Origin of the sequence: Mycobacterium riyadhense (genome assembly GCF_963853645.1) — a bacterium.
GTDB lineage: Bacteria > Actinomycetota > Actinomycetes > Mycobacteriales > Mycobacteriaceae > Mycobacterium > Mycobacterium riyadhense.
Map to the genome: position 1 here is coordinate 1,092,131 of NZ_OY970456.1, position 21,866 is coordinate 1,113,996.

Consider the following 21,866-nt stretch of genomic DNA (forward strand, 5'->3'; position numbering starts at 1 on the left):
TCGCTCCCAGCCGTGCGATTGGAGCAGGAGCGGATCAGCTATCCGATGCTGCAAACCGCGATCTCGACGATCGTGGACGATGCCGTCGGTCCGGCCGTTGGGTAGATCATGATCGACATTGGCGCTTATGCTGGTGTTCGTGCATAGCATCGGGATGCGAGAGCTTAGGCAGAACCCCGCTCCGGTACTGCGGGCCGTGGAGGCGGGCGCAGAAGTAATCGTGTCGGTGAACGGGCGCCCGGTGGCGCGGATAGTGCCCATCGAAGCGCCGGCGTGGGTTGACGGTGATCGCGCCGCGCACATCTACGCCGCCGAAGTGGACACTCAGTGGGAGGCCGATCTGGAATTAGCCCGCGAGGACGAGACGCTTGCCGACCCCTGGAAATAAGAGGGCGCTGCTGGACACCAGCGTGCTTGTCGCCGACGATGTGAACCTGTCCGGCCTGGTCTGCCAGGTCAGTGCCGTCAGTTATGCGGAGCTGCACTTCGGGGTGCAGGCCGCCACTAGCGAGGCGGTGCGCCTGGCGCGACAGCACCGTCTGACGTTGATTCAAGCAACGTACGGGCACGGGTTGGCGTTTAGCGACGACGCCGCTCACCATTACGGCCTGCTGTGTGCGAGGCTGCGCCAGTTCGGCCGCAGTCCGCGTGGGCGGGCGCTCGATCTCATGATCGCGGCGACCGCCTTGAGTCTCGGTGTCCCTTTGGTGACCCGGAACGTTGGAGACGTCGTTCGACTCGGCGTCGCCGTACTAGAACGCTGACGCTGCGAAATGGGTAGCGACCCAGCGCGACATGGCTCCAGCCTTCGGAGAAGCATGGTTGTTGAAATGAACGTCACCGCAACCATTTCCCGCGAGGGAAACAACTGGCTCGGTGAAGTCCCCGGACTAGCCGTGGACTAGCCGGGGCACGCGCCTACGCGCGCACCCTCACTCGGCTGCGCCGCGCGCGAGCTCGTCGATGCCGGCTGGTTGGTTCGCGATGTGGCCGGAGCTCTTGACGTCACACCTGGCCGTGTCTCGCAGTTGGTCAACTGATTCGGCCCAAAGCGGGAATTTGGCGCTGAGCTGGCCGTCCCCTAGACTCTAGGGGTTGCCTTGGGCAGACCTCGGCTGGTGGCGTGCAAGCGATACTGGCCCCGCGTGCCCTTCGGTGACAGGACCGCGCACGTCAGGCTGTGGTCAGTCGTGCCCAAACCAGGTCAGGAGATCTAGTGATTCAGCAGGAATCGCGGCTGAAGGTCGCCGACAACACCGGCGCCAAGGAGATCTTGTGCATCCGGGTGCTCGGCGGTTCGTCGCGACGCTATGCCGGCATCGGTGATGTCATCGTCGCCACCGTCAAGGACGCCATCCCCGGCGGCAACGTCAAGCGGGGCGATGTCGTCAAGGCCGTGGTGGTGCGCACCGTCAAGGAACGCAGGCGTCCCGACGGCAGCTACATCAAGTTCGACGAGAACGCGGCAGTGATCATCAAGCCGGACAACGACCCTCGTGGGACCCGGATCTTCGGGCCCGTCGGCCGCGAACTGCGGGAGAAGCGGTTCATGAAGATCATTTCGCTGGCCCCGGAGGTGTTGTAGATGAAGGTCCACAAGGGCGACACCGTGCTGGTGATCTCCGGCAAGGACAAGGGCGCCAAGGGCAAGGTGCTGCAGGCCTACCCGGACCGCAACCGGGTACTGGTCGAAGGCGTCAACCGGATCAAGAAGCACACCGCGATTTCGACCAACCAGCGCGGCGCCCGCTCGGGCGGAATCGTGACCCAGGAAGCGCCCATTCACGTCTCCAACGTGATGGTGGTCGACTCCGACGGCAAGCCCACTCGGATCGGATATCGAGTGGATGAGGAGACCGGCAAGCGGGTCCGCATCTCCAAGCGCAACGGCAAGGACATCTAGGCATGACCACTTCGGAAAGTCCCGTGAAGACGCAGCCGCGTTTAAAAGAGCGCTACCGCAACGAGATTCGCGATGCGCTGCACAAGCAATTCGGCTACGGCAACGTCATGCAGATCCCGACGGTGACGAAGGTCGTGGTCAACATGGGGGTTGGCGAGGCCGCCCGCGATGCCAAGCTGATTAATGGCGCGGTAAGCGATCTGGCTCTGATCACCGGGCAGAAACCCGAGATCCGCCGGGCCCGCAAGTCGATCGCGCAGTTCAAGTTGCGGGAGGGCATGCCCATCGGCGCCCGGGTCACGCTTCGCGGCGACCGGATGTGGGAGTTCCTCGACCGGCTCACCTCGATCGCGCTGCCGCGTATCCGTGACTTCCGCGGGTTATCGCCCAAGCAGTTCGACGGTATTGGCAACTACACCTTCGGGCTGGCCGAGCAGTCGGTGTTCCACGAGATCGATGTGGACAAGATCGACCGGGTCCGCGGCATGGACATCAACGTCGTCACCTCGGCGACGAACGACGACGAAGGGCGAGCGTTATTGCGGGCCCTCGGGTTTCCCTTCAAGGAGAACTGAGTAGATGGCAAAGAAGGCATTGGTCAACAAGGCCGCACGCAAGCCCAAATTCGCGGTGCGCGGTTACACGCGCTGCAGCAAATGCGGTCGCCCACGCGCGGTGTTCCGCAAGTTCGGGCTGTGCAGGATCTGCCTGCGCGAGATGGCGCATGCGGGCGAGTTGCCCGGCGTGCAGAAGAGCAGCTGGTGACGGGACACGGGGACTAGAACACAATGACCATGACGGACCCGATCGCAGACTTCTTGACCCGTCTGCGCAATGCCAATTCGGCCTACCACGACGAGGTGAGCCTGCCGCACTCGAAGCTCAAGGCCAACATCGCCCAGATCCTCAAGAACGAGGGATACATCAGCGACTTCCGTACCGAAGACGCTCGCGTCGGCAAATCGCTGGTCGTGCAGCTCAAATACGGACCCAGCCGGGAGCGCAGCATCGCGGGTTTGCGGCGAGTATCCAAGCCCGGGCTACGGGTGTACGCGAAATCCACCAACCTGCCACGGGTTCTCGGCGGCCTGGGCGTGGCGATCATTTCGACCTCGTCGGGCCTGCTCACCGACCGTCAGGCAGCCAGACAGGGCGTGGGCGGCGAAGTCCTCGCATACGTGTGGTGAGGGGATAGCCATGTCGCGCATTGGTAAGCAGCCGATCCCGGTACCGGCCGGGGTCGACGTAACGATCGACGGTCAGAACGTCTCGGTGAAGGGCCCCAAGGGCACCCTGGATTTGACGGTCGCCGAGCCAATCACGGTGTCGCGCAACGACGACGGTGCCATCATCGTCACCCGTCCCGACGACGAGCGGCGCAACCGTTCACTGCACGGGCTGTCGCGCACCTTGTTGTCCAACCTGGTCACCGGTGTGACGCAGGGTTACACCACCAAGATGGAGATCTTCGGGGTCGGCTACCGCGTGCAGCTCAAGGGCTCCAATCTGGAGTTCGCGCTGGGGTACAGCCACCCGGTCGTGATCGAAGCCCCCGAGGGCATCACGTTCGCGGTCCAGGCCCCGACGAAGTTCACGGTGTCTGGGATCGACAAGCAGAAGGTCGGCCAGATTTCGGCGAATATCCGCCGTCTGCGTCGTCCCGACCCTTACAAGGGCAAGGGCGTGCGCTACGAGGGCGAGCAGATTCGCCGCAAGGTCGGAAAGACAGGTAAGTAGTCATGGCGCAATCAGTCTCCGAGGCCCGACGAGTCGCTCGGCTGCGCCGCCACGCGCGGCTGCGTAAGAAGATCTCCGGCACCGGCGCGCGCCCTCGGTTGGTGGTGCACCGGTCCGCACGGCACATTCACGTGCAGCTCGTCAACGACCTCAACGGCACCACCGTCGCTGCCGCCTCATCGATCGAGGCCGACGTGCGCGGCCTGCAGGGCGACAAGAAGGCCCGCAGCGTGCGGGTCGGACAGCTGATCGCCGAGCGCGCCAAGGCGGCCGGCATCGACACCGTGGTATTCGACCGCGGCGGATACACCTACGGCGGACGGATCGCGGCCCTGGCCGATGCCGCACGCGAGAACGGATTGAGTTTCTGATGAACGAGAGGACCGCATAATGGCGGAGCAGCCGGCAGGCGGTGGCGACAGCCGCGAGTCCCGCGACGGGCGGGGACGCCGCGACGGCGGTGGCCGCAGCAGTCGTGATCGGGACGGCGACAAGGGCAACTATCTGGAGCGCGTGGTCGCCATCAACCGCGTCTCCAAGGTGGTCAAGGGTGGTCGGCGTTTCAGCTTCACCGCTCTGGTCATCGTGGGCGACGGCAACGGGATGGTCGGTGTCGGCTACGGCAAGGCCAAGGAGGTTCCGGCCGCGATCGCCAAGGGTGTCGAGGAGGCCCGCAAGGGCTTCTTCCGGGTGCCGCTGATCGGCGGCACCATCACCCACCCGGTGCAGGGCGAAGCGGCTGCCGGCGTGGTGCTATTGCGCCCGGCCAGCCCGGGTACCGGGGTGATCGCCGGTGGCGCCGCCCGTGCGGTGCTGGAATGCGCCGGGGTGCACGACATTCTGGCCAAGTCTCTGGGCAGCGACAACGCCATCAACGTGGTGCATGCGACCGTCGCCGCCCTCAAGATGCTGCAGCGTCCCGAGGAGGTGGCGGCACGGCGTGGCCTGCCGATCGAGGACGTCGCTCCTGCGGGGATGCTGAAAGCGCGCCGCGAAAGCGACGCACTCGCCAGTGCGGTCGCGGCACGAGAGGCCCAAGCGTCGGGGGCACAACCATGAGTCAGTTGAAGATCACCCAGGTGCGCAGCACCATCGGTGCGCGGTGGAAGCAGCGCGAGAGCCTACGCACTTTGGGTTTGCGGAAAATCCGCCACTCGGTGATCCGTGAGGACAACGCAGCAACCCGCGGGCTGATCGCGGTGGTGCGGCACCTCGTCGAGGTGGAGGAGGCCAAGTGACCATCAAGTTGCACGACCTGAAGCCCGCGCCCGGTTCGAAGAAAGCGCGTACCCGTGTTGGTCGCGGTGAGGGTTCCAAGGGTAAGACGGCCGGCCGTGGCACGAAGGGCACCAAGGCGCGCAAGAACGTGCCGGTGACCTTCGAGGGTGGGCAGATGCCCATTCACATGCGGCTGCCCAAGCTCAAGGGCTTCCGTAACCGGTTCCGCACCGAGTACGAGATCGTCAACGTTGGTGACATCAACCGACTGTTTCCCGACGGCGGCGCCATTGGCGTGGACGAGCTAGTGGCCAAGGGAGCCGTTCGGAAGAACGCATTGGTCAAGGTCTTGGGCGACGGCAAGCTGACCGTGAAGGTCGAGGTGTCCGCGCACAAGTTCAGCGGCAGCGCGCGCGAGAAGATCACCGCCGCCGGCGGCTCAGCCACCGAGCTTTAGTACCGCGAGCAGACGCAAAAGCCCCCGAAATCGCCAGATTCCGGGGGCTTTTGCGTCTGCTCGCGCCAACTAGGGCCAACTAGGTGAGCCGCGGAATCACTTCGGCGGCAAGGCGTTCCAGCTGTTCGCGGTTCTGTGCGACGTCGGGGCCGACGGGGTTGAGCAGCAGCATCTGGGCACCGGCGTCGATCACCTCGGCCAGGCCGCGGGCGACGTCGGCGGGCGTTCCCGACACCGGCACCGTGTCGATGCCGGGCATCTCGCCGTAGATCCGCCGCAGCCCCGCGAGCACACGTTCGCGGGCCCGGTCGGCATCGTCGTCAATCATCAGATAGACGCGTTTGCCGATGGTGAAGCGCGCGGGGTCTTTGTGCTGTTGAGCGAGTTCCTGGCGCAGTATGGCGACGGCTTCGGCGAAGGCCGCGGTCGTCGACGATCCCGCTCCGAGGAATGCATCACCGTGGCGGACCGCGCGCGCCAGGGCCTTGGGGGCGTGACCCCCGAACCAGATCGGTGGGTGTGGGCGCTGCACCGGCTTGGGTTGGACCGGCAGATCGTCGACGTCGCGGAACTGGCCATGGAACGTCACCCTGGGTTCGTCGGACCAGGCCGCTTTCATCAATTCCAGGCCCTGCGTGAAATACCGGATATGCGTGGCTTTCTCGACGCCGAAGGCGGCGAACCGGCGACGGCCGCCGCCGGGTGCGACGCCGAGGTCGAGCCGACCGTGACTGAGCCGATCCACAGCGGTAGCGGCCGAGGCCAGCTGCAGCGGGTCATGAAGCGACGTCACCAGCACGGCAACGCCCAGGCGCAGCCGCTGCGTGCAGGCCGCCGAATACGCCAGCAGCTCCAGCGGGGCCAGCAACGGCGCTTCGCCGATGATCTGCTCGAGTACCCAGCCTCCTTCGAACCCGAGGTCTTCAGCGCGCGCGAGATAGGAGCGCAGCCCGGCGTCGTCGAAGCCACCGGAGTCGAGTTGGGGGATCGCGATCGAGAACCTCACTGCACCACCGTACGGTTGCCGGTCGGTACGCTTCAGATATGGTCGCCTTTCTGCCGTCCCTCCCCGGTGCCGACGACGTGCGCGCACTGGTCAGCCGGGTCGATACCGCCCGCCATCATGGCGTACCCAACGGCTGCGTGCTCGAATTCAACCTGCGGTCCATGCCGCCGGAGACGACAGGCTTCGACCCCGTCGCGATCATCACCGGGGCCGGGCGGCCGATGGCTCTGCGCGATGCCGTCGCCGCGATCCACCGTGCCGCCGACGATCCCCGGGTCGCCGGGTTGATCGCCCGCGTACAACTCCCGCCTTCGCCGATCGGAGCGGTTCAGGAGCTGCGGGCAGCCATCGCGGCCTTCAGCGCGGCCAAGCCGTCGCTGGCTTGGGCCGAGACCTATCCGGGAACGTTGTCCTACTACCTGGCTTCGGCGTTCGGCGAAGTCTGGATGCAGCCCTCCGGCGGCGTCGGGCTGATCGGCTTCGCCAGCAACGCCATGTTTCTTCGCGATGCGCTGCACAAGGCGGGCATTGAAGCCCAGTTTGTTGCCCGGGGCGAATACAAGTCGGCGGCAAACCTTTTCACCGAAGACGGCTACACCGACGCTCACCGCGAAGCTGTCACCCGGATGCTGGAAAGCATCCAAGACCAGGTGTGGCAAGCGGTTGCCGAGTCGCGCAACCTTGACGTGGGCGCGCTCGACGAGCTGGCCAACCGGGCTCCGCTGTTGCGTGATGACGCGGTGAACTCGGGCCTGATCGACCGGATTGGATTCCGGGACGAAGCCTATTCGCGTATCGCGGAATTGATTGGTGCGGAGGATAATTCAGACGAAAAGCCGCCCCGAATGTACTTGGCGCGCTATGCCGGTTCGGCGCGGTCGCGGTTGGCGCCACCCGTGCCGTCGATTCCCGGCCGCAAGGCCAAGCCGACGATCGCGGTGGTCACCCTCGAAGGTCCGATTATCAACGGACGTGGGGGGCCGCAGTTTCTGCCGATCGGTCCGTCCAGTGCCGGTGGCGACACCATCGCGGCGGCGCTGCGGGAAGTTGCTGCCGACGATTCAGTGTCGGCGATCGTGCTGCGGGTGGACAGTCCGGGGGGTTCGGTCACCGCATCGGAGACCATCTGGCGTGAGGTACAGCGCGCCCGCGACCGCGGCAAGCCGGTGGTGGCGTCGATGGGTGCGATCGCTGCCTCCGGTGGCTATTACGTCTCGATGGGCGCCGACGCGATCGTGGCCAACCCGGGCACGATCACCGGTTCGATCGGCGTGATCACCGGGAAGCTTGTGGTCCGTGATCTGAAGGATCGGCTGGGCGTCAGGTCAGATACGGTGCGCACCAACGCCAATGCCGACGCCTGGTCGATAGACGCGCCCTTCACGCCGCAGCAGCAGGCCCGCCGGGAGGCGGAGGCGGATCTGTTCTACACCGACTTCGTGGAGCGCGTTGCGCAGGGCCGAAACCTAAGTACCGAAGCCGTGGATGTTGTTGCGCGGGGCAGGGTCTGGACCGGGGTCGACGCCCTCGAACGCGGCTTGGTCGATGAACTCGGCGGCTTTCGTACCGCGGTGCGCCGCGCCAAGGTGCTGGCCGGGCTGGACGAGGACACCGAGGTCCGCATCGTCAGCTATCCGGGCTCGTCGCTGCGCGATCTGGTCCGACCGCGAACGTCGTCGCAACCGGCTGCGGCATCGCTGCCTGATGCGGTGGGAGCGCTGCTCGCCCGATCGGTCGTCGGACTCATCGACCACGTGGAGCAGACGCTGAGCGACGTAAGCGTGCTGTGGCTGGGGGAGTCGCGCTTTTAGCCGGTCAAGCCTCCGCTGATGAAGATGATTTCGCCCAGCGGGTCATCATCTTCCGGGGCCGGAACATCGATGCCGTTGCGCTTGAACAGCTCGGTTCGGGCGACACCCTCGACGTCCCACCCCTTGGCGTGCAGGTAGTCGACGACGTGGTTGCGTTCGCCGGTGTACACCAGCGAACCCATGTCGATATCCAAGCCATGGGCGCGAAACGAACCCGACATCTCCCGCGCCCGGTCGACATCGAAATCCACAATGCCCGGCACAAATTCGGTGGCAACCGCGCTGCCCGGAGCGCTGAGCGCGGTGATGTTGTCGAACAACCGGTCCTGGGCCTCCGGTGGCAAATAGATCAGCAGGCCTTCGGCCAACCAGGCCGTTGGTGTGCCGGTGTCCAGGCCGGCCGCTTGTAGTGCCGCCGGCCAATCAGCACGCAGGTCGATGGGAATGGTGCGCCGAGTCGCGGTGGGTTGCGCACCGATACCGGCCAAGGTGGCTGTCTTGAATTCGATCACCTGGGGTTGGTCGAGTTCGTAGACCACCGTCCCGGGTGGCCATGGCAGTCGGTACGCGCGCGCGTCCAGCCCGGAGGCCAGGATCACCGCCTGCCCGATGCCGCCAGCCGTGGCGTTGACGAAGTAGTCGTCGAAGTACTTGGTGCGCACCGCCATTCCGTCTACCATCGCCTGCGCGCGTGCCGGCGAAGCGTCCTCGATCGTCGAGAGGTCGAGCTCGCCGTCCATCATCTTGATGAAGAAATCCACCGGACGGCGCGCACCAGTGGTTCGGCAAACGGATCGTTGATCAAACCCTGGGGATCCTTGGTTGCCATCGCGCGCCCGGCCGCGACCAGGGTGGCCGTCGCGCCGACGCTGGACGCGAGATCCCAGTTGTCGTCGTGAGCGCGTGCCATGCGGGATCCTATCTCGGGGTCGTGTACAGCGTGCCGCTGATGTACAGCATCTCAGCAGCGTGCGCTTCGTCGTCGCGAAGTGGTGGAAGTTCGTTGGCGGCGCGCAGATCCTGCAGCGAGATGCTCGTCGTCAGCCAGCCGTGATCGCAGAGGTACGGCCCAGCCTCGTTGCGGTCACCGAAGTAGACGAGCCCGGTCATGTCGATATCGAAGCCGTGTCGACGCCAACGTTCGGTCATGTTCTGCATGCGCTCCCGCATCCGGTCCTCGTCGGCGGGGCTGACGTTGTGGAAGCTTTCGGTCGCGACGCGGCTGCCCGGTGCACTGAGCTCGGTGATGGTGTCCAGCAGGCGATCCTGAGCGTCTGGCGGTAGGTAGCCCAGCAAGCCCTCGGCGCTCCAGGCGGTGGGCTGGTCCGGGTCGAATCCCGCCGCTCGCAGTGCGGCCGGCCAGTCCTCACGTAGGTCGACCGCCACCGCGCGCCGGTCGGCGGTGGGAGCGGCACCAAGCTCGGCGAGGGTTCGGGACTTGAATTCGATGACTTGTGGCTGGTCGATTTCGTAGACGACGGTCCCGGCGGGCCACGGCAGCCGGTATGCGCGGGCGTCCAGTCCCGACGCCAGGATCACGGCCTGCTCGATGCCCGCCCGCGTCGCATCCAGGAAGAACTCGTCGAAAAACCGGGTGCGAACCGCCATGTTGTCTGCGACGTCGGCTATCGACCTGATCGGGCGTTCTGGGTCGTCGTCGAGGTCGCTGGGGCTCATTTCCCCGGTCGCCAGCCTGGTGAGCAGGTCCACGCCGACGGCTCGCACCAGTGGTTCGGCGAACGGATCGTCGATCAGTGGATTGTCGGCGCGGGTCGCCATGGCACGGGCGGCCGCGACCATGGTTGCGGTGACCCCGACGCTGGATGCCAAGTCCCACGTGTCGCCTTCGTATCTGGTGGAGCCGGTAGACGTCATGCAATACCTCATTCGAAGACAGCCCAGATTGATACTTAGCCAATATAACAAGCTTTCGGCGCAAACGGTTCCCAAGGTGGTCCGGTTCACGGCAACCTTGAGCGATGACGTGTTTCCAGGCGGCCGGGAAGCGAGTGCTGGTTACGGGAGCTTCTTCGGGGGTGGGGGCGGCGTTGGCGAGGCGGCTGGCCGCCGCCGGTGCGGTGGTGGGCCTGATCGCGCGTCGGCGCGATCGGCTGGCTGAGGTGCTGGCCGACTGCCGGACGACATCTCCGGCCTCCGCAATGTGGGTGGCCGACCTGGCCGACACGTCGTTTGGCGCGCCCGGCTCGCTGGCGCTGCAGGCCTGGCATGAGCTAGGCGGCATCGACGTGCTGGTGAACAACGCCGCCATTCCGAAGCGTCGGGCCGTCACCTCGCTCAAGCCGGATGAGGTGGAGGCCGTCATGCGGGTCAACTTCATCGCGCCGATGCGGCTGACGCTGGCCCTGCTACCGCGGATGCTGGCGCGCAGATCGGGCATCATCGTCAACGTGTCGAGCGTGGCTGGCCGGCTCGCCGTGGTCCACGAATCTGCTTACTGTGCAAGCAAATTCGCGCTCTGTGGGTGGAGCGAGGCGCTGGCGATCGACTTGGCGGGCACCGGGGTCTCAGTGAAGTTGATCGAGCCGGGCCCGGTAGATACCGAGATTTGGGATCGGCCCGACAATGACGAACCCAGCTATCGTGGGCCCAAGGTCACACCCGACGAGGTGGCCGACGGCATTATCGCGGCCTTGGGCAGTGACCGCTTTGAGCATTATCTCCCGGACCTGAAACCGGTTGTCGATGTCAAGAACGCGGACCTGGACGCCTTCATCGCGGGCGCGGCCAACATCGCGCGATGAGAGCACTCGTTTACGGCGTTCCGCCGGAGCCTTACCAGGTTCCCGGAACTGCCAACCCGCTAGTCGAGAACTTGGCCCGCACTCCGACGGCATTACGTGAAGTTCCGGATCCGCAACTGCTGCACCAGGATTGGGTGATCACCCGGCCCAGGCTTACCGGAATCTGTGGGTCGGACTCCAAGCAGATTCTGCTGGATTTCGGTGAGGGTGACGCCGACAACGCGATGGCGGCATTCTGTTCCTTCCCGCAAGTCATGGGCCACGAGGTGGTCGCCGACGTGGTTGAACTAGGCCCCAAGGCCCGCGGGCTGCGGGTGGGGCAGCGGGTGGTGCTCAACCCCTGGCTGTCATGCGGGCCGCGTGGTATCGAGCCACCGTGCCCGGCCTGCGAAAGCGGCGATTACAGCCTGTGCTGGAGCTTTGCCGACGGTGACATCAAGCCCGGCATCCACACCGGCGTCTCGGCCGACGTGACCGGCGGATACGCCGAGTTGATGCCCGCCCACGACAGCATGCTGTTTGCGGTTCCCGATTCCGTGCCCGATGAAGCCGCCGTATTCGCCGACCCGTTCTCGGTGTCCCTGCATGCGATCACCCGCCATCCGCCGCCCCGCTCCGGCCGAGCTCTGGTGTACGGCGCCGGCTCACTCGGGTTGTGCGCGGTCGCGATCCTGCGGGCGCTGTATCCGGATGTTGCGGTGGCCGTCGTGGCGCGGTTCGCGGCCCAAGCGGAGCTGGCCCGCTGGTTCGGGGCCGCGAAAGTCCTTGCGCACGAGCCGCGTCTGGCAATCATCGAGGATCTGGTCGCCTGGGGCGGCGGCCGGCTGCGGCGGCCGTTCCTGGGTCTGCCAATGGCACACCCCGGTGCGGTTGATGTGGTCTACGACACCGTTGGCAAGCCGGAGACGTTCGAGGTCGGGGTGCGAGTGCTTACTGCCCGGGGGATGCTGGTGAAGGCCGGTGTCCATGGCCCCGGGCGGTGGGAGTGGAGTCCGCTGTACTTCAAAGAGATCAGCTGGGTCGGTTCCAACGCTTTCGGCATCGAGGAGGTCGGCGGGCAGCGCAAGCACGCCATCGCCCACTATCTTGATCTGGTCGCACGCGGCCGAATCGACCTGCGTCCCATGCTCACTCATACTTTCCCACTGGAGCGGTGGCGCGACGCATTCCTGGCGATTGCCAGCCAGGGCGACAGCGGCGCCGTCAAGGTGGCCATAGATCAGCGCTAGTCCGGGCGGGTGGCGCGATAGTAGGTGAGCCGTCCGACGAAGCGGTGCCGATGCGAGGCGACCTCGGTGCATTCGAGCCCCGCGGCGCGCAGCAGTCGAGGGATGGCGTCGCCGAGGTTGCCTGCGGCGTGGTGGCTGCGCTTGAGGAGCCTCGCCCCGAGGCCATCGCGGGTGGTCAGGTCGCCGCCGATGTCGACTAGGTGCAGCCTGCCTCCGGGACGCAGGACCCGGAAAATCTCCGCCGCCGCTGCGGGTTTCGCTTCGTCGTCGAGATGGTGCAGCATCATCGACGACAACACCCTGTCGAATTCGCCGTCGGTGTAGGGCAACCGCTGAGCGTAGCCGCGTTCGAAGCGAATCCCGGTCAGCCGGTTGGCCTTTTGCTGAGCCCGGCGTAGGGCCCGCGGGTCGGGATCGGATCCGATCACTTCGGCCGAGGGATGAGCGTGCTTTACCCGGGTCGTGAGATTGCCAGTGCCGCAGCCAATTTCCAAGACACGCTGGTCGGCAGCGATTTCGGCCTGGGCGATGAGTGTCTCATAGACCTTGTTGAAGCCCATTAAGCGGGTGAGCAAGTCGTAACCGGGAAGCAGCGCGTCGTGGCCGGCGGCTGGGAGGTAGTTATGTGGATGATATTTGGTCACAATGTCTATAGTGAATGATTGGTTCGCTGAATAATTGGGTGATCATCACCAAAAGTTGGACTATCTTTGACACCATGACGCACGCCACTCGGCTGACCCGCCATCGTGGCGGCGTGCCCATCTATGAGTATCGATCCGATCCGGACACGCCTCCGGTATCGGTGGTCCGAGGCAGCCGCGCCGACCTGGGCGAACGGGGTCGTCACATTCATGATTTCCCGGCGCTCTGGTATGCCGCCGGTGCGGGCCTGGTGTACGTGGCGGCCGCAGGTGAGGTGCTCGACCCCGGACAGCTGGACCACCTCGAAGCCGGGGTCGCGGTGTTCTTCGATCCCGCTGCTCTTGGTGAGGACGCGCGCTCGCCCTGGCCGTCGTGGCGGGCGCACCCGCTGCTCTTCCCGTTCCTGCACGGACGTTCCGGAGGCATGCTGCGCCTGGAGGTGCCCAGAGCCCGGCGGCCAGCGTGGGAGGACGCGATCCGTTCGATCGAATCGGAGCTGGCCGCGCGGCAGGAGGGCTATCGGCAGGCGGCGCTGGCGCACCTGACGGTGCTGCTGATCGAGCTTGCGCGCCTGGCCCGTGACGTGGTGGCCGATCTGAGGCGCAGTGGTGAACCGCTGCTGGCCGAAGTGTTCGCGGTAATCGACCGGCGTCACACCCAGCCACTGTCGCTGCGCGACGTGGCTCGCGAACTCGGCATGACGCCCGGCCACCTGACCACCGTCGTGCGCCGCCGCACCGGGCGCACCGTGCAGGAGTGGATCATCGAACGCCGCATGGCAGATGCTCGCGACTTGCTGGCCAATACCGATCTTGCGGTCAGCGAAGTCGCGAGGCGGGTCGGCGTGTCAGATCCCGGCTATTTCAGCAGGCTATTCGCCCGGATGCACGGCACCTCGCCACGAAAGTGGCGCGGGTAGGTCGAGATCCGGCATGTGTTAACATGCATGCATGCGGACAACCGTGGAGATTACCGACGAGCAGCATCGCGCGTTGAGTGCGATTGCCCAGCGCAGGGGCGTCCGCGGCTTCTCAACGCTCGTCCAGGAAGCGCTGGATGGGTATCTCGCGAACTTGAATACCGACGAAGTGGACCTGCTGCTGGGGCTCGAAGGCACGCTCACCGAGTCTGAGGCCCAAGAGGTGTCCACGCGTATCGATGACGCAAGAACCACATGGCGGATCTCGTAGTCGTCGACACCGATCTGGTGATCGACTTTCTCCGCGGCGTAGGTCCGGGAGCGCGGCTGGTCCGCGAGTTGATCGTTAGCCATCGCCTCCGTATCACCGCCGTGACCGCCTTCGAACTGCGCGTCGGCACCGACTTCCTGGCGCGCCGCGATGTCATCCTTCGACTGACGCGCTTGCGCACCTTCCCGCTCGACGCGGCAAGCGCGCTTCGTGCGGGCGCAGTTGCCGCGAGTTTGCGAGGAGCCGGCCAAGACATCGGGCTAGCCGACTGTATGCAGGCGGGCATCTGCTTGAACCACGACTTGCCCTTCGCTACGCGTAACCGCAAGCATTTCAACCGGGTGGAAGGGTTGCGGCTGCTCGACGTCGCCGCCGGTTAGGTCCGGGCGGCGTGGTGTTCACATTCGTCAACTGCCTATCGGGAGTTCGCGCGCAGGTAACTGTAGACGCCGGCGAAGTTGCGGTTCACATCCTCGGGAATGGCTACTGGACCGCCGAGAGCGCGTGCACCCCAAACGATTTGGGCGGTACGCTCGACCAGCGCGGTGATGTGCAGCACCTTGTCGGGTCGGGGCCCGATGGCCACCAAACCGTGGTTGGCGATCAGCGCAGCGCCGCGGCCTTCCAGCGCCTTGACCGCGTTGATGCCCACTTCGGGTGTGCCGGAGGCGGCGTACTGCGTGCAACGGACGTCCCCGCCGCAATAGACCGCGAATTCGTCAATGCACGCCGGAATCGGCTCATGTGCGATGGCGAACATGGTCGCCCACACGGGATGGCTGTGGATGACGCTGCCGATGTCGTCGAACGCCTCGTAACACGCCAGGTGCAGCTTCATCTCGGTCGACGGCAGGCGGCCGTCTTTGGCTTGCAGCACAGCACCTTTCGGGTCGACCAGCACCAGGTCGTCGAGGGCCATGTCGGCGTAGTCGACCGACGACGGGGTAACGACCACGTTGCCGTCGGAACGCCGGGCTGAGATGTTGCCCGCCGTTCCCTCGACCAGGCCCCTGCGCAGCATGTCCTTGGCAGCCGCCAGTACCGCTTCTTCCGGATTGACCACCGATTTCACGGATGTCACGAGCCGAGCACCTCCGGGTTGACGATATGGGCGGGCGTGTTGCCGGATAGCAGCGCCTCCAGGCCGTCGGCGACCATTTGCGCCTGCCGGACCTCAGTGTTCCACGTGGCCCCTCCGATATGTGGGGTGAGCACCACGTTGGGCATGGCCGCCAGCGGGTGGTCGGTCGGCAGCCATTCGCCGGCGAAATGGTCCAAACCGGCGGCGGCGACCTTGCCGGTGCGCAGGGCGTGCACGAGTGCGTCGGTGTCATGCAGTTGGGCCCGGGCGGTGTTGAGGAACACGACCCCATCGCGCATCGCCGCGAACTGCTCGGCACCGATCATGCCGGCGGTCTCGTCGGTGACCGGTGCGTGCAGGGAGACGACGTCGGATTCGGTCAGCAGTTCATCCAGGCTGTGCCGGGCGTCGTCGTTGTACGGGTCGCAGGCGATGACCCGCAGGCCTAGCCCGGACAGCCGCCACTGCGTAGCGCGGCCGACGGCGCCCAGGCCGACCAGCCCCGCGGTGCGCCCGGCGACCTCCCAACCGCGGAACCGCTGATAAGGGATCGTGCCGTCGCGAAACATATTGCCGGACCGCACATCTGAGTCTGCGGTCACTAGGTGACGGGTGGCGGCCAGCAGCAGCGCCACCGTCATCTCGGCGACCGCGTCGGCATTGCGGGCCGGGGTATGCAGCACCGGGATGCCGGCCGCGGTGGCGCCGGCGACGTCGACGTTGTTGGGATCCCCGCGGGTGGACGCTATGGCAATCAGGGCACGCGACCCCTGCTCGAACACCGGGCCGCTGACCGAATCACTTTCCACCACAACGACATCGGCAGCTTCGCTGGCAATCCGTTGGGCCAGCTGCTCGGCGCTGTAGATCCGCAACGGAGTCTGATCGATCCACGGGTCGTAGACCACATCGGCCAGCCGCTTCAGCTTGTCGAACCCCGGGCCACGCAGCGGGGCGGTCACCAGGGCGCGCGGTCGAGACGTCACGTATGCCAATGCTGGCGTACCGTAGCGCCCGTGTCACGTGAAGACGTCACGATCGGCATTGACGTCGGCACCACCGCGGTCAAAGCGATAGCCGCCGACGAGAGCGGCCACGTCAAGGCGCGGGTGCGGATTCCGTATCAGCTGCGGGTGCCGGCCCCCGACCAGCTAGAGCATGACGCCGAAGAGGCGTGGCGGCGTGGGCCATTGACGGCACTAGAACGGTTGGCTCAGCCGGGTGCTCGGGCGGTGGCCGTTTCGGCGATGGTGCCCTCGCTGACCGCCGTGGATGCTGCCGGCCGACCCGTTACACCCGGCTTGCTCTACGGCGACGTCAGGGGACGGGTGCCCGGTGCGTCACAAAGACCGGCGCAGCCGGTGCCCGCGGTGGGTGAGGCGGTCGAGTTTCTGCGCTGGACAGCGGCCCAGGCGCCGGACGCGGCCGGGTACTGGCCGGCACCGGCGGTGGCTAACCATGCGTTGGCGGGAGAGGCGGTGATCGATTACGCCACCGCGATCACGAGCCTTCCGCTGTTCGATGGGACTGGATGGAGCCCGGCGGTGTGCGCCGACTGCGGTGTGACGGTCGACCGCATGCCCCGGGTAGAAACCTTCGGCGTGGCTGCCGGGCAAGTGCACGGTACCGGCTCGGTGCTGGCGGTCGGCACCATCGACGCCTTGTGTGAACAGCTTGTCGCCGGCGCCGACAACGACGGCGACGTGCTGGTGCTGTGCGGTGCCACATTGATCGTGTGGACGACCATCTCGGAGGCTCGGCAGATGCCCGGCCTCTGGACCATCCCGCATACCACCGCAGGTAAGAGCCAGATCGGCGGCGCAAGCAATGCCGGCGGGTTGTTCCTCGGTTGGGTGGATCGCGTCATCGGGCCGGGCGATCCGGAGCAGGTCGATCCGCGGCGGGTGCCGGTGTGGTTGCCGTACATACGCGGCGAGCGCACTCCTCTGCACGATCCAGATCGCCGCGCTGTGCTCGACGGTTTAGATCTCACTCAGGATGCGGCGGCGGTGCGGCGGGCGGCATATGAGGCATCCGCGTTCGTCGTCCGCCAACTCATCGAGCTGAGTGGCGCGCCGGTCTCGCGCATCGTCGCTTCGGGCGGCGGCACTCGGGTGCAGCCCTGGATGCAGGCCATCGCCGACGCGACCGGTCGTCCGGTGCGGGTGTCCCGGGTGGCCGAGGGGGCGGCGCTGGGTGCGGCTTTCCTCGCGCGCATGGCCGTAGGTTTGGAAACGACCATCGCCGACGCGGCCCGGTGGGCCCGGATCGAGCGCGTCGTTGAGCCTCGGCCGGCCTGGACGGGGCCGACCAAAGACCGCTATCGCCGGTTCCTCGAACTCAGCGGATCAAGGCTGGCTTAACGGTGGCGCGATACCCGGTATGTCGTTCTACCCTTATGCAATGACAGACCACGACCAGACCGCAGCCCGTCGCGAGATCGCAGATGCCTTGCTCGCCGCACTCGAACGCCGGCATGAGGTAACCGACGCCATCGTGGAGGCCGAGAACAAAGCCGCCGCGGTCGAGGCGATCGTCGCACTGCTCGGCACGTCACACCTCGGCGCTGAAGCCGTGATGAGCATGTCGCTGGACCAACTCACCCAGGACGTTCGCAAGAAGATCCTCGCCGAACTTGAAGACCTGAACAAACAGCTCAGCTTCACCCTCAAAGAGCGCCCGGCGAGTTCGGGTGAAACCCTCGAGCTGCGACCTTTCTCCGCCGCGGAGGATCGTGACATCTTCGCCACGCGCACCGCGGAAATCGGCGCCGCCGGCGACGGATCCGGTGGACCGGCAGGTAGCGTCGACGACGAGATCCGCGCGGCGATGCGACGCGTGCGGGACGAAGAGGCTGCGTGGTTCGTGGCCGTCGATTCCGGCGAGAAGGTTGGCCTGGTTTTCGGCGAACTGGTCCATGGCGAGGTGGACGTCCGGATCTGGATCCACCCCGACCATCGCAAAAAGGGTTATGGCACTGCGGCGCTGCGCAAGTCGCGGTCGGAGATGGCATGGGCCTTCCCGGCAGTACCGATGGTCGCCCGTGCGCCTGCTGCTCACCCCAGCTAGCAGACGCTCGCCACCGCGGCGTGCCGCCTATCTCGTTGAGCGGCAAACGTTCGGCGGATGTCGGTGTCGTCGTCGCGGCCATGCGTTGTCAACCGAGGCAACCGCGGGCATTATTAACGAGCCAGCTTTGTGTCGCTCGAGATGCGAATCATTGTGGAGCTTTATCAACTGCGCTATTTCCAAATGGTCGCCGAGTGCGGCACGATGCGCGAAGCTGCCGATAAACTGGCGGTGTCCCAATCAGCGGTCAGCCGGGCCATCACGATGCTCGAGTCCGAGATCGGGGTCCAACTGTTCACCCGGCGTGGTCGCGCCAACGAACTCAACCGGTTCGGGAAAGCGTTCTTGCGGGATAGCCTCGTGACTCAACGGAGCCTCGAGGCGGCGGTCGCTGGCGTCCGCGAACTCGCGGCAGTCGACGCCGGGACGGTAAGCCTGGGATTCCTCAACACACTCGGCGTGGCAGTGGTACCCAGGCTGATCCGCCGCCATCACGACCGCTTTCCCGCAGCACGATTCGAGCTGCGCCAGGCTGCGGGAAGTTCGCTGCTAGCTGATCTGGCCACAGGTGACATCGACCTCTGCCTGAGTTACCCAATCTCAGTCGAGGAATGGCCTGGGGTGAAATGGCGACACCTGTTCAATCAGCAGCTGTACGCCGTCGTCCACCGCGAGCACCCACTCGCCAACCGGAAGCTGATCGGTTTCGAAGAACTTGCCAGCCAACCCTTCGTAGTCCTCAACTGCGATATCGCCATGCGGAGGATCTTTGATGAAGCCTGCGATCGCCACGGGGTTACGCCCACGATCGCCTTCGAGGGAACCGGCGTTCCCACACTGCGAGGCCTCGTAGGTGCACGCTTGGGTGTAAGTGTCTTGCCCCCGTCAACCACACCACAGCCCGACATCGTCGAGATCCCAATCGACGATCAGCAACTGGCCAGACCGATAGCGGTCGGCTGGATGGCGAATAGGTACCTGCCGCCGTCGGCCGCCGCGTTCCGCGACACTGCGATCGCTTCACGCGGACTGCCTGAACGCGATGCCAACGCTTGGGATGAGTCGTGACCAATCATGAACGCGGGTTGATCGCCAGCTAGCTTCGGGGCGGCGCAGGGGTATCTTCGTCAAAACTGTTGGCGCAAAATGCGGCTCGTAATTCTCTTCGAAACGGCCGTCAACCCGGATACAGATCTGCTGGACCAGCAAGCCGTGGTCAGGGCCTAAAGCTCTTGTATCTCACGAAAATTCGATGACTCCTGTGGATCGGTTCTCGCGGTGGCGGAGCTGTTCGCACCAGTATGCGGATTTCGCATCGGTCTGTTCCCAATCTTCTATTGGACGCCTGCACCACGCGCTTTCTACCGTGAGCTCACAACCAGGACAGGTCGACTCCACGCGACGTGGTGTCCACGTCGCTGACGCGGATCCCACCACTTGGCGTGTACCGCTGAAAGTTGGTGAGTGTCGTGAATTTTTCGGTGTTGCCGCCGGAGATCAATTCGGCGCTGATGTTCGCGGGTGCGGGCTCGGAACCGATGCTGGCAGCTGCGGAAGCTTGGGGCGGTCTGGCCCGCGACCTGCAGTTGGCGGCAGCCGGCTTTTCTTCGGTGACCTCGGGGCTGGGTGGTCAGGCATGGCAGGGTGCAGCGGCGCAGGCGATGACGAGCGTGGCGGAGGGGTATGCCGCGTGGTTGCGCGGGGCGGCTGCTCACGCCGAGCAAGTGTCGAATCAAGCCGCAAACGTGGCAGCCGTGTTTGATACGGCGCGTGCCGCGATAGTGCATCCGGCCGTGGTCGCGGCCAATCGCTCCCAACTGGTGTCGTTGGTGGTCTCGAATCTATTCGGTCAAAATGCGCCGGCGATTGCGGCCGCCGAGGCCCAGTACGAAGTGATGTGGGCTGCGGATGTCTCGGCAATGGTGGGCTATCACGGCGGGGCGTCGGCGGCGATTGCCCAGTTGGCGCCGGCGCAGAGCACTCTGCAGGATCTGCTGCGGGGCCTGCCCAATTTGGGCATCGCCAACCGCGGCAGCCTCAATCTCGGGAATGGCAACACCGGCGACCGAAACTTCGGCAACGGAAACTTCGGCAACTCCAACCTGGGTGGCGGAAATGGAAGCGGCTTCCTCGGCCAAATGTCGAGCTTCAATGTGGGCAGCGGAAACTTCGGCAACTCCAACCTGGGTAGCGGGAACGGAAGCGTCATTAGGGGTATCCCGGCAAGCTTCAACGTGGGTAGCGGCAACGTCGGCAACTCCAACGTGGGCGGCGGGAACTTCGGCAACCAAAACTTTGGCTTCGGGAACTACGGCAATGGGAACATTGGTATCGGAAACGGTGGGCCAAGCATGACCTCTCCTTTTGGATCCTTTCCGGGCGACGGTAACGCGGGTATAGGTAACTCGGGCAACGGAAACTTCGGCGGCGGAAACGTCGGTAACGCAAACATCGGCTTCGGGAACACCGGCAGCAACAACTTTGGCTTCGGGAACACCGGCAGCAACAACTTTGGCTTCGGGAACACCGGCAGCAACAACATAGGCATCGGACTCACTGGCAATAATCAGGTGGGCTTGAATCTTGCGGGCGGCCTGAATTCGGGCAGCGGGAACATTGGATTCGGGAATTCGGGCACCAACAACATCGGCTTCTTCAACTCGGGCAACGGAAACGTCGGCGTGGGGAACTCGGGTTTCGTCAACACCGGCTTAGGGAACTCGGGCTACATAAACACCGGCTTAGGGAACTCGGGTTTACTCAATACCGGCGTCGGGAACGCGCAGTATGTCAATACCGGCTTTGGCAATTCTGGCGGCAGCAATACCGGCTTTGCAAACGCGGGTGACCTCAATACCGGAAGCTTTAACGGTGGCTACCTCAACACCGGTGACTTCAACTCCGGGGCGTTCAACTCGGGTAGTTTCAACGGTGGCCTATCCAACTCGGGTTTCTATAATTCCGGAACGACGAACACCGGCCTGGGTAACTCGGGTGACATCAATACGGGAGGCTATAACTCTGGCAATCTGAACACCGGTTTCGGCAGCTCCAGCGACGGTACCGGCGCGAACTCGGGATTCGGGAACACCGGCACCGGAAACTCGGGCTTCCGCAACTCTGGCACCGGAAACTCGGGTATGCGAAACTCAGGTACTTTGCAGAACTCGGGAATCGGCAACGTGGGCGAGTCGCTCTCGGGTTACGGCAACTTGGGCAATATAGCTTCGGGTTTCAATAACAGCGCCACCGGCGACTTCAACATAGGCTTCATTTCGGGCTTTGGGAACACAGGCGAGGAGCAGTCCGGCTTTGGCAATTTTGATTTCGATCCGACCAGTACCAACGCCACATCGGGTATTGCGAATTCCGGTATACAAAACTCCGGCGGCTTCAATGCTATTGATTTCGTCTCGGGATTTCTGCATCGTTAGTTAAACGTCTCAGTGTTGTAGGTTGTGTCTTTGCGCGGGTTGGCCCGGCCTGCGGGGCGGGTTCGTATCAACGGCCGTCGCGGTAAGGCACAGTTGCGAATAGCGCAAGAGTTTCTTCGCAATTTTGTACTGGACGCTGATGGGTGGTCTGCATAGCGTGACCTTGCGCACAGAAGCCCTGATCAGTTAGCCCCGAGCAGCATGTTGTATACGCCGGCGAAGCCTACCTCGCACTGCGGAGCCGGCGCCCTTTCGGCCACATTGTGGTGGGAGGAAGGACGATGTTGTTTGACAACATGGCCCCGACTGTCCGGACCTTACGGC

At 64.9% G+C, this 21,866-nt stretch carries 27 protein-coding genes and 1 pseudogene; 22 read left to right on the forward strand and 6 right to left on the reverse strand.

The features are described 5' to 3' along the window. Positions 1-154: 154 nt before the first annotated feature. The 12 genes from AADZ78_RS04985 (at position 155) to rplO (ending at position 5,315) form a co-directional block, all read left to right on the forward strand. Entirely contained in the window at positions 155-388 is a 234-nt protein-coding gene (locus AADZ78_RS04985) for a type II toxin-antitoxin system Phd/YefM family antitoxin (protein WP_169726231.1), read from the forward strand. Beyond that, on the forward strand, positions 369-764 hold the full coding sequence (locus tag AADZ78_RS04990; RefSeq protein WP_085249106.1) for a PIN domain-containing protein: 396 nt from the start codon (positions 369-371) through the stop codon (positions 762-764). The genes AADZ78_RS04985 and AADZ78_RS04990 overlap by 20 nt, the downstream gene beginning before the upstream one ends. Before the next feature lie 452 nt (positions 765-1,216). After that, a complete protein-coding gene (gene rplN, locus AADZ78_RS04995; protein ID WP_003403649.1) occupies positions 1,217-1,585 on the forward strand; it encodes a 50S ribosomal protein L14 in 369 nt (122 codons plus the stop codon). Then, positions 1,586-1,903 (forward strand): 50S ribosomal protein L24, encoded by a 318-nt coding sequence (gene rplX, locus AADZ78_RS05000; RefSeq protein ID WP_085249105.1) that lies wholly within the window; start codon positions 1,586-1,588, stop codon positions 1,901-1,903. It abuts the gene before it with no gap. A 2-nt stretch (positions 1,904-1,905) separates the two neighbouring features. Next, the gene (rplE, locus tag AADZ78_RS05005; RefSeq protein WP_085249104.1) at positions 1,906-2,478 is read left to right on the forward strand and encodes a 50S ribosomal protein L5; all 573 of its coding nucleotides are present in this window, start codon (positions 1,906-1,908) and stop codon (positions 2,476-2,478) included. 4 nt (positions 2,479-2,482) lie between these two features. Then, the gene (locus tag AADZ78_RS05010; RefSeq protein WP_011739072.1) at positions 2,483-2,668 is read left to right on the forward strand and encodes a type Z 30S ribosomal protein S14; all 186 of its coding nucleotides are present in this window, start codon (positions 2,483-2,485) and stop codon (positions 2,666-2,668) included. Positions 2,669-2,691: 23 nt separating this feature from the next. Continuing rightward, a complete protein-coding gene (gene rpsH, locus AADZ78_RS05015; protein ID WP_085249103.1) occupies positions 2,692-3,090 on the forward strand; it encodes a 30S ribosomal protein S8 in 399 nt (132 codons plus the stop codon). A gap of 10 nt (positions 3,091-3,100) precedes the next feature. Beyond that, positions 3,101-3,640 carry a 50S ribosomal protein L6 gene (gene rplF, locus AADZ78_RS05020; RefSeq protein WP_085249102.1) on the forward strand — a complete coding sequence of 180 codons (540 nt, stop codon included), beginning with the start codon at positions 3,101-3,103 and terminating at the stop codon, positions 3,638-3,640. Between the two features lie 2 nt (positions 3,641-3,642). Further along, the gene (gene rplR, locus AADZ78_RS05025; protein WP_085249101.1) at positions 3,643-4,011 is read left to right on the forward strand and encodes a 50S ribosomal protein L18; all 369 of its coding nucleotides are present in this window, start codon (positions 3,643-3,645) and stop codon (positions 4,009-4,011) included. 19 nt (positions 4,012-4,030) lie between these two features. Further along, complete coding sequence (rpsE, locus tag AADZ78_RS05030; protein ID WP_085249100.1) at positions 4,031-4,699, forward strand: 30S ribosomal protein S5; 669 nt, start codon at positions 4,031-4,033, stop codon at positions 4,697-4,699. Then, positions 4,696-4,878, forward strand: a complete 183-nt coding sequence (gene rpmD / locus AADZ78_RS05035) for a 50S ribosomal protein L30 (RefSeq protein WP_085249099.1) — start codon at positions 4,696-4,698, stop codon at positions 4,876-4,878. The genes rpsE and rpmD overlap by 4 nt, the downstream gene beginning before the upstream one ends. Continuing rightward, positions 4,875-5,315 carry a 50S ribosomal protein L15 gene (gene rplO / locus AADZ78_RS05040; RefSeq protein WP_085249098.1) on the forward strand — a complete coding sequence of 147 codons (441 nt, stop codon included), beginning with the start codon at positions 4,875-4,877 and terminating at the stop codon, positions 5,313-5,315. The genes rpmD and rplO overlap by 4 nt, the downstream gene beginning before the upstream one ends. 79 nt (positions 5,316-5,394) lie before the next feature. On the opposite strand, the gene AADZ78_RS05045 is transcribed toward rplO, so the two are convergent. Continuing rightward, entirely contained in the window at positions 5,395-6,321 is a 927-nt protein-coding gene (locus AADZ78_RS05045) for an LLM class flavin-dependent oxidoreductase (RefSeq protein ID WP_085249097.1), read from the reverse strand. A 38-nt stretch (positions 6,322-6,359) separates the two neighbouring features. Between AADZ78_RS05045 and sppA the strand changes: the two genes are divergently transcribed. Continuing rightward, on the forward strand, positions 6,360-8,132 hold the full coding sequence (gene sppA / locus AADZ78_RS05050; protein ID WP_085249096.1) for a signal peptide peptidase SppA: 1,773 nt from the start codon (positions 6,360-6,362) through the stop codon (positions 8,130-8,132). On the opposite strand, the pseudogene AADZ78_RS05055 reads toward sppA, so the two are convergent. Together AADZ78_RS05055 and AADZ78_RS05060 are read right to left on the reverse strand one after the other, a co-directional pair. Continuing rightward, a pseudogene (locus AADZ78_RS05055) lies at positions 8,129-9,042 on the reverse strand (class I SAM-dependent methyltransferase). The gene sppA and the pseudogene AADZ78_RS05055 sit on opposite strands and share 4 nt — an antisense overlap. An 8-nt stretch (positions 9,043-9,050) precedes the next feature. After that, on the reverse strand, positions 9,051-10,007 hold the full coding sequence (locus AADZ78_RS05060) for a class I SAM-dependent methyltransferase (protein ID WP_085249095.1): 957 nt from the start codon (positions 10,005-10,007) through the stop codon (positions 9,051-9,053). Between the two features lie 104 nt (positions 10,008-10,111). On the opposite strand from AADZ78_RS05060, the gene AADZ78_RS05065 reads away from it, so the two are divergent. Beyond that, positions 10,112-10,894, forward strand: coding sequence for an SDR family NAD(P)-dependent oxidoreductase (locus AADZ78_RS05065; RefSeq protein ID WP_085249094.1), 783 nt, complete (start codon positions 10,112-10,114; stop codon positions 10,892-10,894). Beyond that, positions 10,891-12,123: a zinc-dependent alcohol dehydrogenase gene (locus AADZ78_RS05070; RefSeq protein WP_085249093.1), complete on the forward strand. Its 1,233-nt coding sequence runs from the start codon at positions 10,891-10,893 to the stop codon at positions 12,121-12,123. Before AADZ78_RS05065 ends, AADZ78_RS05070 begins: the two co-directional genes overlap by 4 nt. Here the strand turns inward: AADZ78_RS05070 and AADZ78_RS05075 are convergent. Beyond that, complete coding sequence (locus AADZ78_RS05075) at positions 12,120-12,767, reverse strand: class I SAM-dependent methyltransferase (RefSeq protein ID WP_372510550.1); 648 nt, start codon at positions 12,765-12,767, stop codon at positions 12,120-12,122. The two genes, AADZ78_RS05070 and AADZ78_RS05075, sit on opposite strands and share 4 nt — an antisense overlap. Positions 12,768-12,841: 74 nt before the next feature. Between AADZ78_RS05075 and AADZ78_RS05080 the strand changes: the two genes are divergently transcribed. The 3 genes from AADZ78_RS05080 to AADZ78_RS05090 are packed head-to-tail and all read left to right on the forward strand — an operon-like array spanning position 12,842 to position 14,338. Then, the gene (locus tag AADZ78_RS05080) at positions 12,842-13,687 is read left to right on the forward strand and encodes a helix-turn-helix transcriptional regulator (protein WP_085249214.1); all 846 of its coding nucleotides are present in this window, start codon (positions 12,842-12,844) and stop codon (positions 13,685-13,687) included. Positions 13,688-13,718: 31 nt separating this feature from the next. Then, complete coding sequence (locus AADZ78_RS05085) at positions 13,719-13,958, forward strand: hypothetical protein (RefSeq protein WP_085249091.1); 240 nt, start codon at positions 13,719-13,721, stop codon at positions 13,956-13,958. After that, complete coding sequence (locus AADZ78_RS05090) at positions 13,943-14,338, forward strand: type II toxin-antitoxin system VapC family toxin (protein ID WP_085249090.1); 396 nt, start codon at positions 13,943-13,945, stop codon at positions 14,336-14,338. The genes AADZ78_RS05085 and AADZ78_RS05090 overlap by 16 nt, the downstream gene beginning before the upstream one ends. Before the next feature lie 35 nt (positions 14,339-14,373). Here AADZ78_RS05090 and AADZ78_RS05095 read toward each other — a convergent pair whose 3' ends face one another. Together AADZ78_RS05095 and AADZ78_RS05100 are read right to left on the reverse strand one after the other, a co-directional pair. Then, entirely contained in the window at positions 14,374-15,030 is a 657-nt protein-coding gene (locus tag AADZ78_RS05095) for an L-fuculose-phosphate aldolase (protein ID WP_085249213.1), read from the reverse strand. 5 nt (positions 15,031-15,035) lie between these two features. Beyond that, a complete protein-coding gene (locus tag AADZ78_RS05100) occupies positions 15,036-16,025 on the reverse strand; it encodes an NAD(P)-dependent oxidoreductase (protein ID WP_085249089.1) in 990 nt (329 codons plus the stop codon). Positions 16,026-16,055: 30 nt separating this feature from the next. Here AADZ78_RS05100 and AADZ78_RS05105 point away from each other — a divergent pair, with 30 nt between their 5' ends. The 4 genes from AADZ78_RS05105 to AADZ78_RS05120 all read left to right on the forward strand — a co-directional run bounded on the left by AADZ78_RS05105 (position 16,056) and on the right by AADZ78_RS05120 (position 21,542). Next, positions 16,056-17,402: a xylulokinase gene (locus tag AADZ78_RS05105; protein ID WP_085249088.1), complete on the forward strand. Its 1,347-nt coding sequence runs from the start codon at positions 16,056-16,058 to the stop codon at positions 17,400-17,402. A gap of 40 nt (positions 17,403-17,442) precedes the next feature. Continuing rightward, positions 17,443-18,108, forward strand: a complete 666-nt coding sequence (locus tag AADZ78_RS05110) for a GNAT family N-acetyltransferase (protein WP_085249087.1) — start codon at positions 17,443-17,445, stop codon at positions 18,106-18,108. 129 nt (positions 18,109-18,237) lie between these two features. Continuing rightward, positions 18,238-19,176: a LysR family transcriptional regulator gene (locus tag AADZ78_RS05115; RefSeq protein ID WP_239656787.1), complete on the forward strand. Its 939-nt coding sequence runs from the start codon at positions 18,238-18,240 to the stop codon at positions 19,174-19,176. A gap of 443 nt (positions 19,177-19,619) precedes the next feature. Continuing rightward, entirely contained in the window at positions 19,620-21,542 is a 1,923-nt protein-coding gene (locus AADZ78_RS05120) for a PPE family protein (protein ID WP_085249211.1), read from the forward strand. The last annotated feature ends 324 nt before the right edge of the window (positions 21,543-21,866 follow it).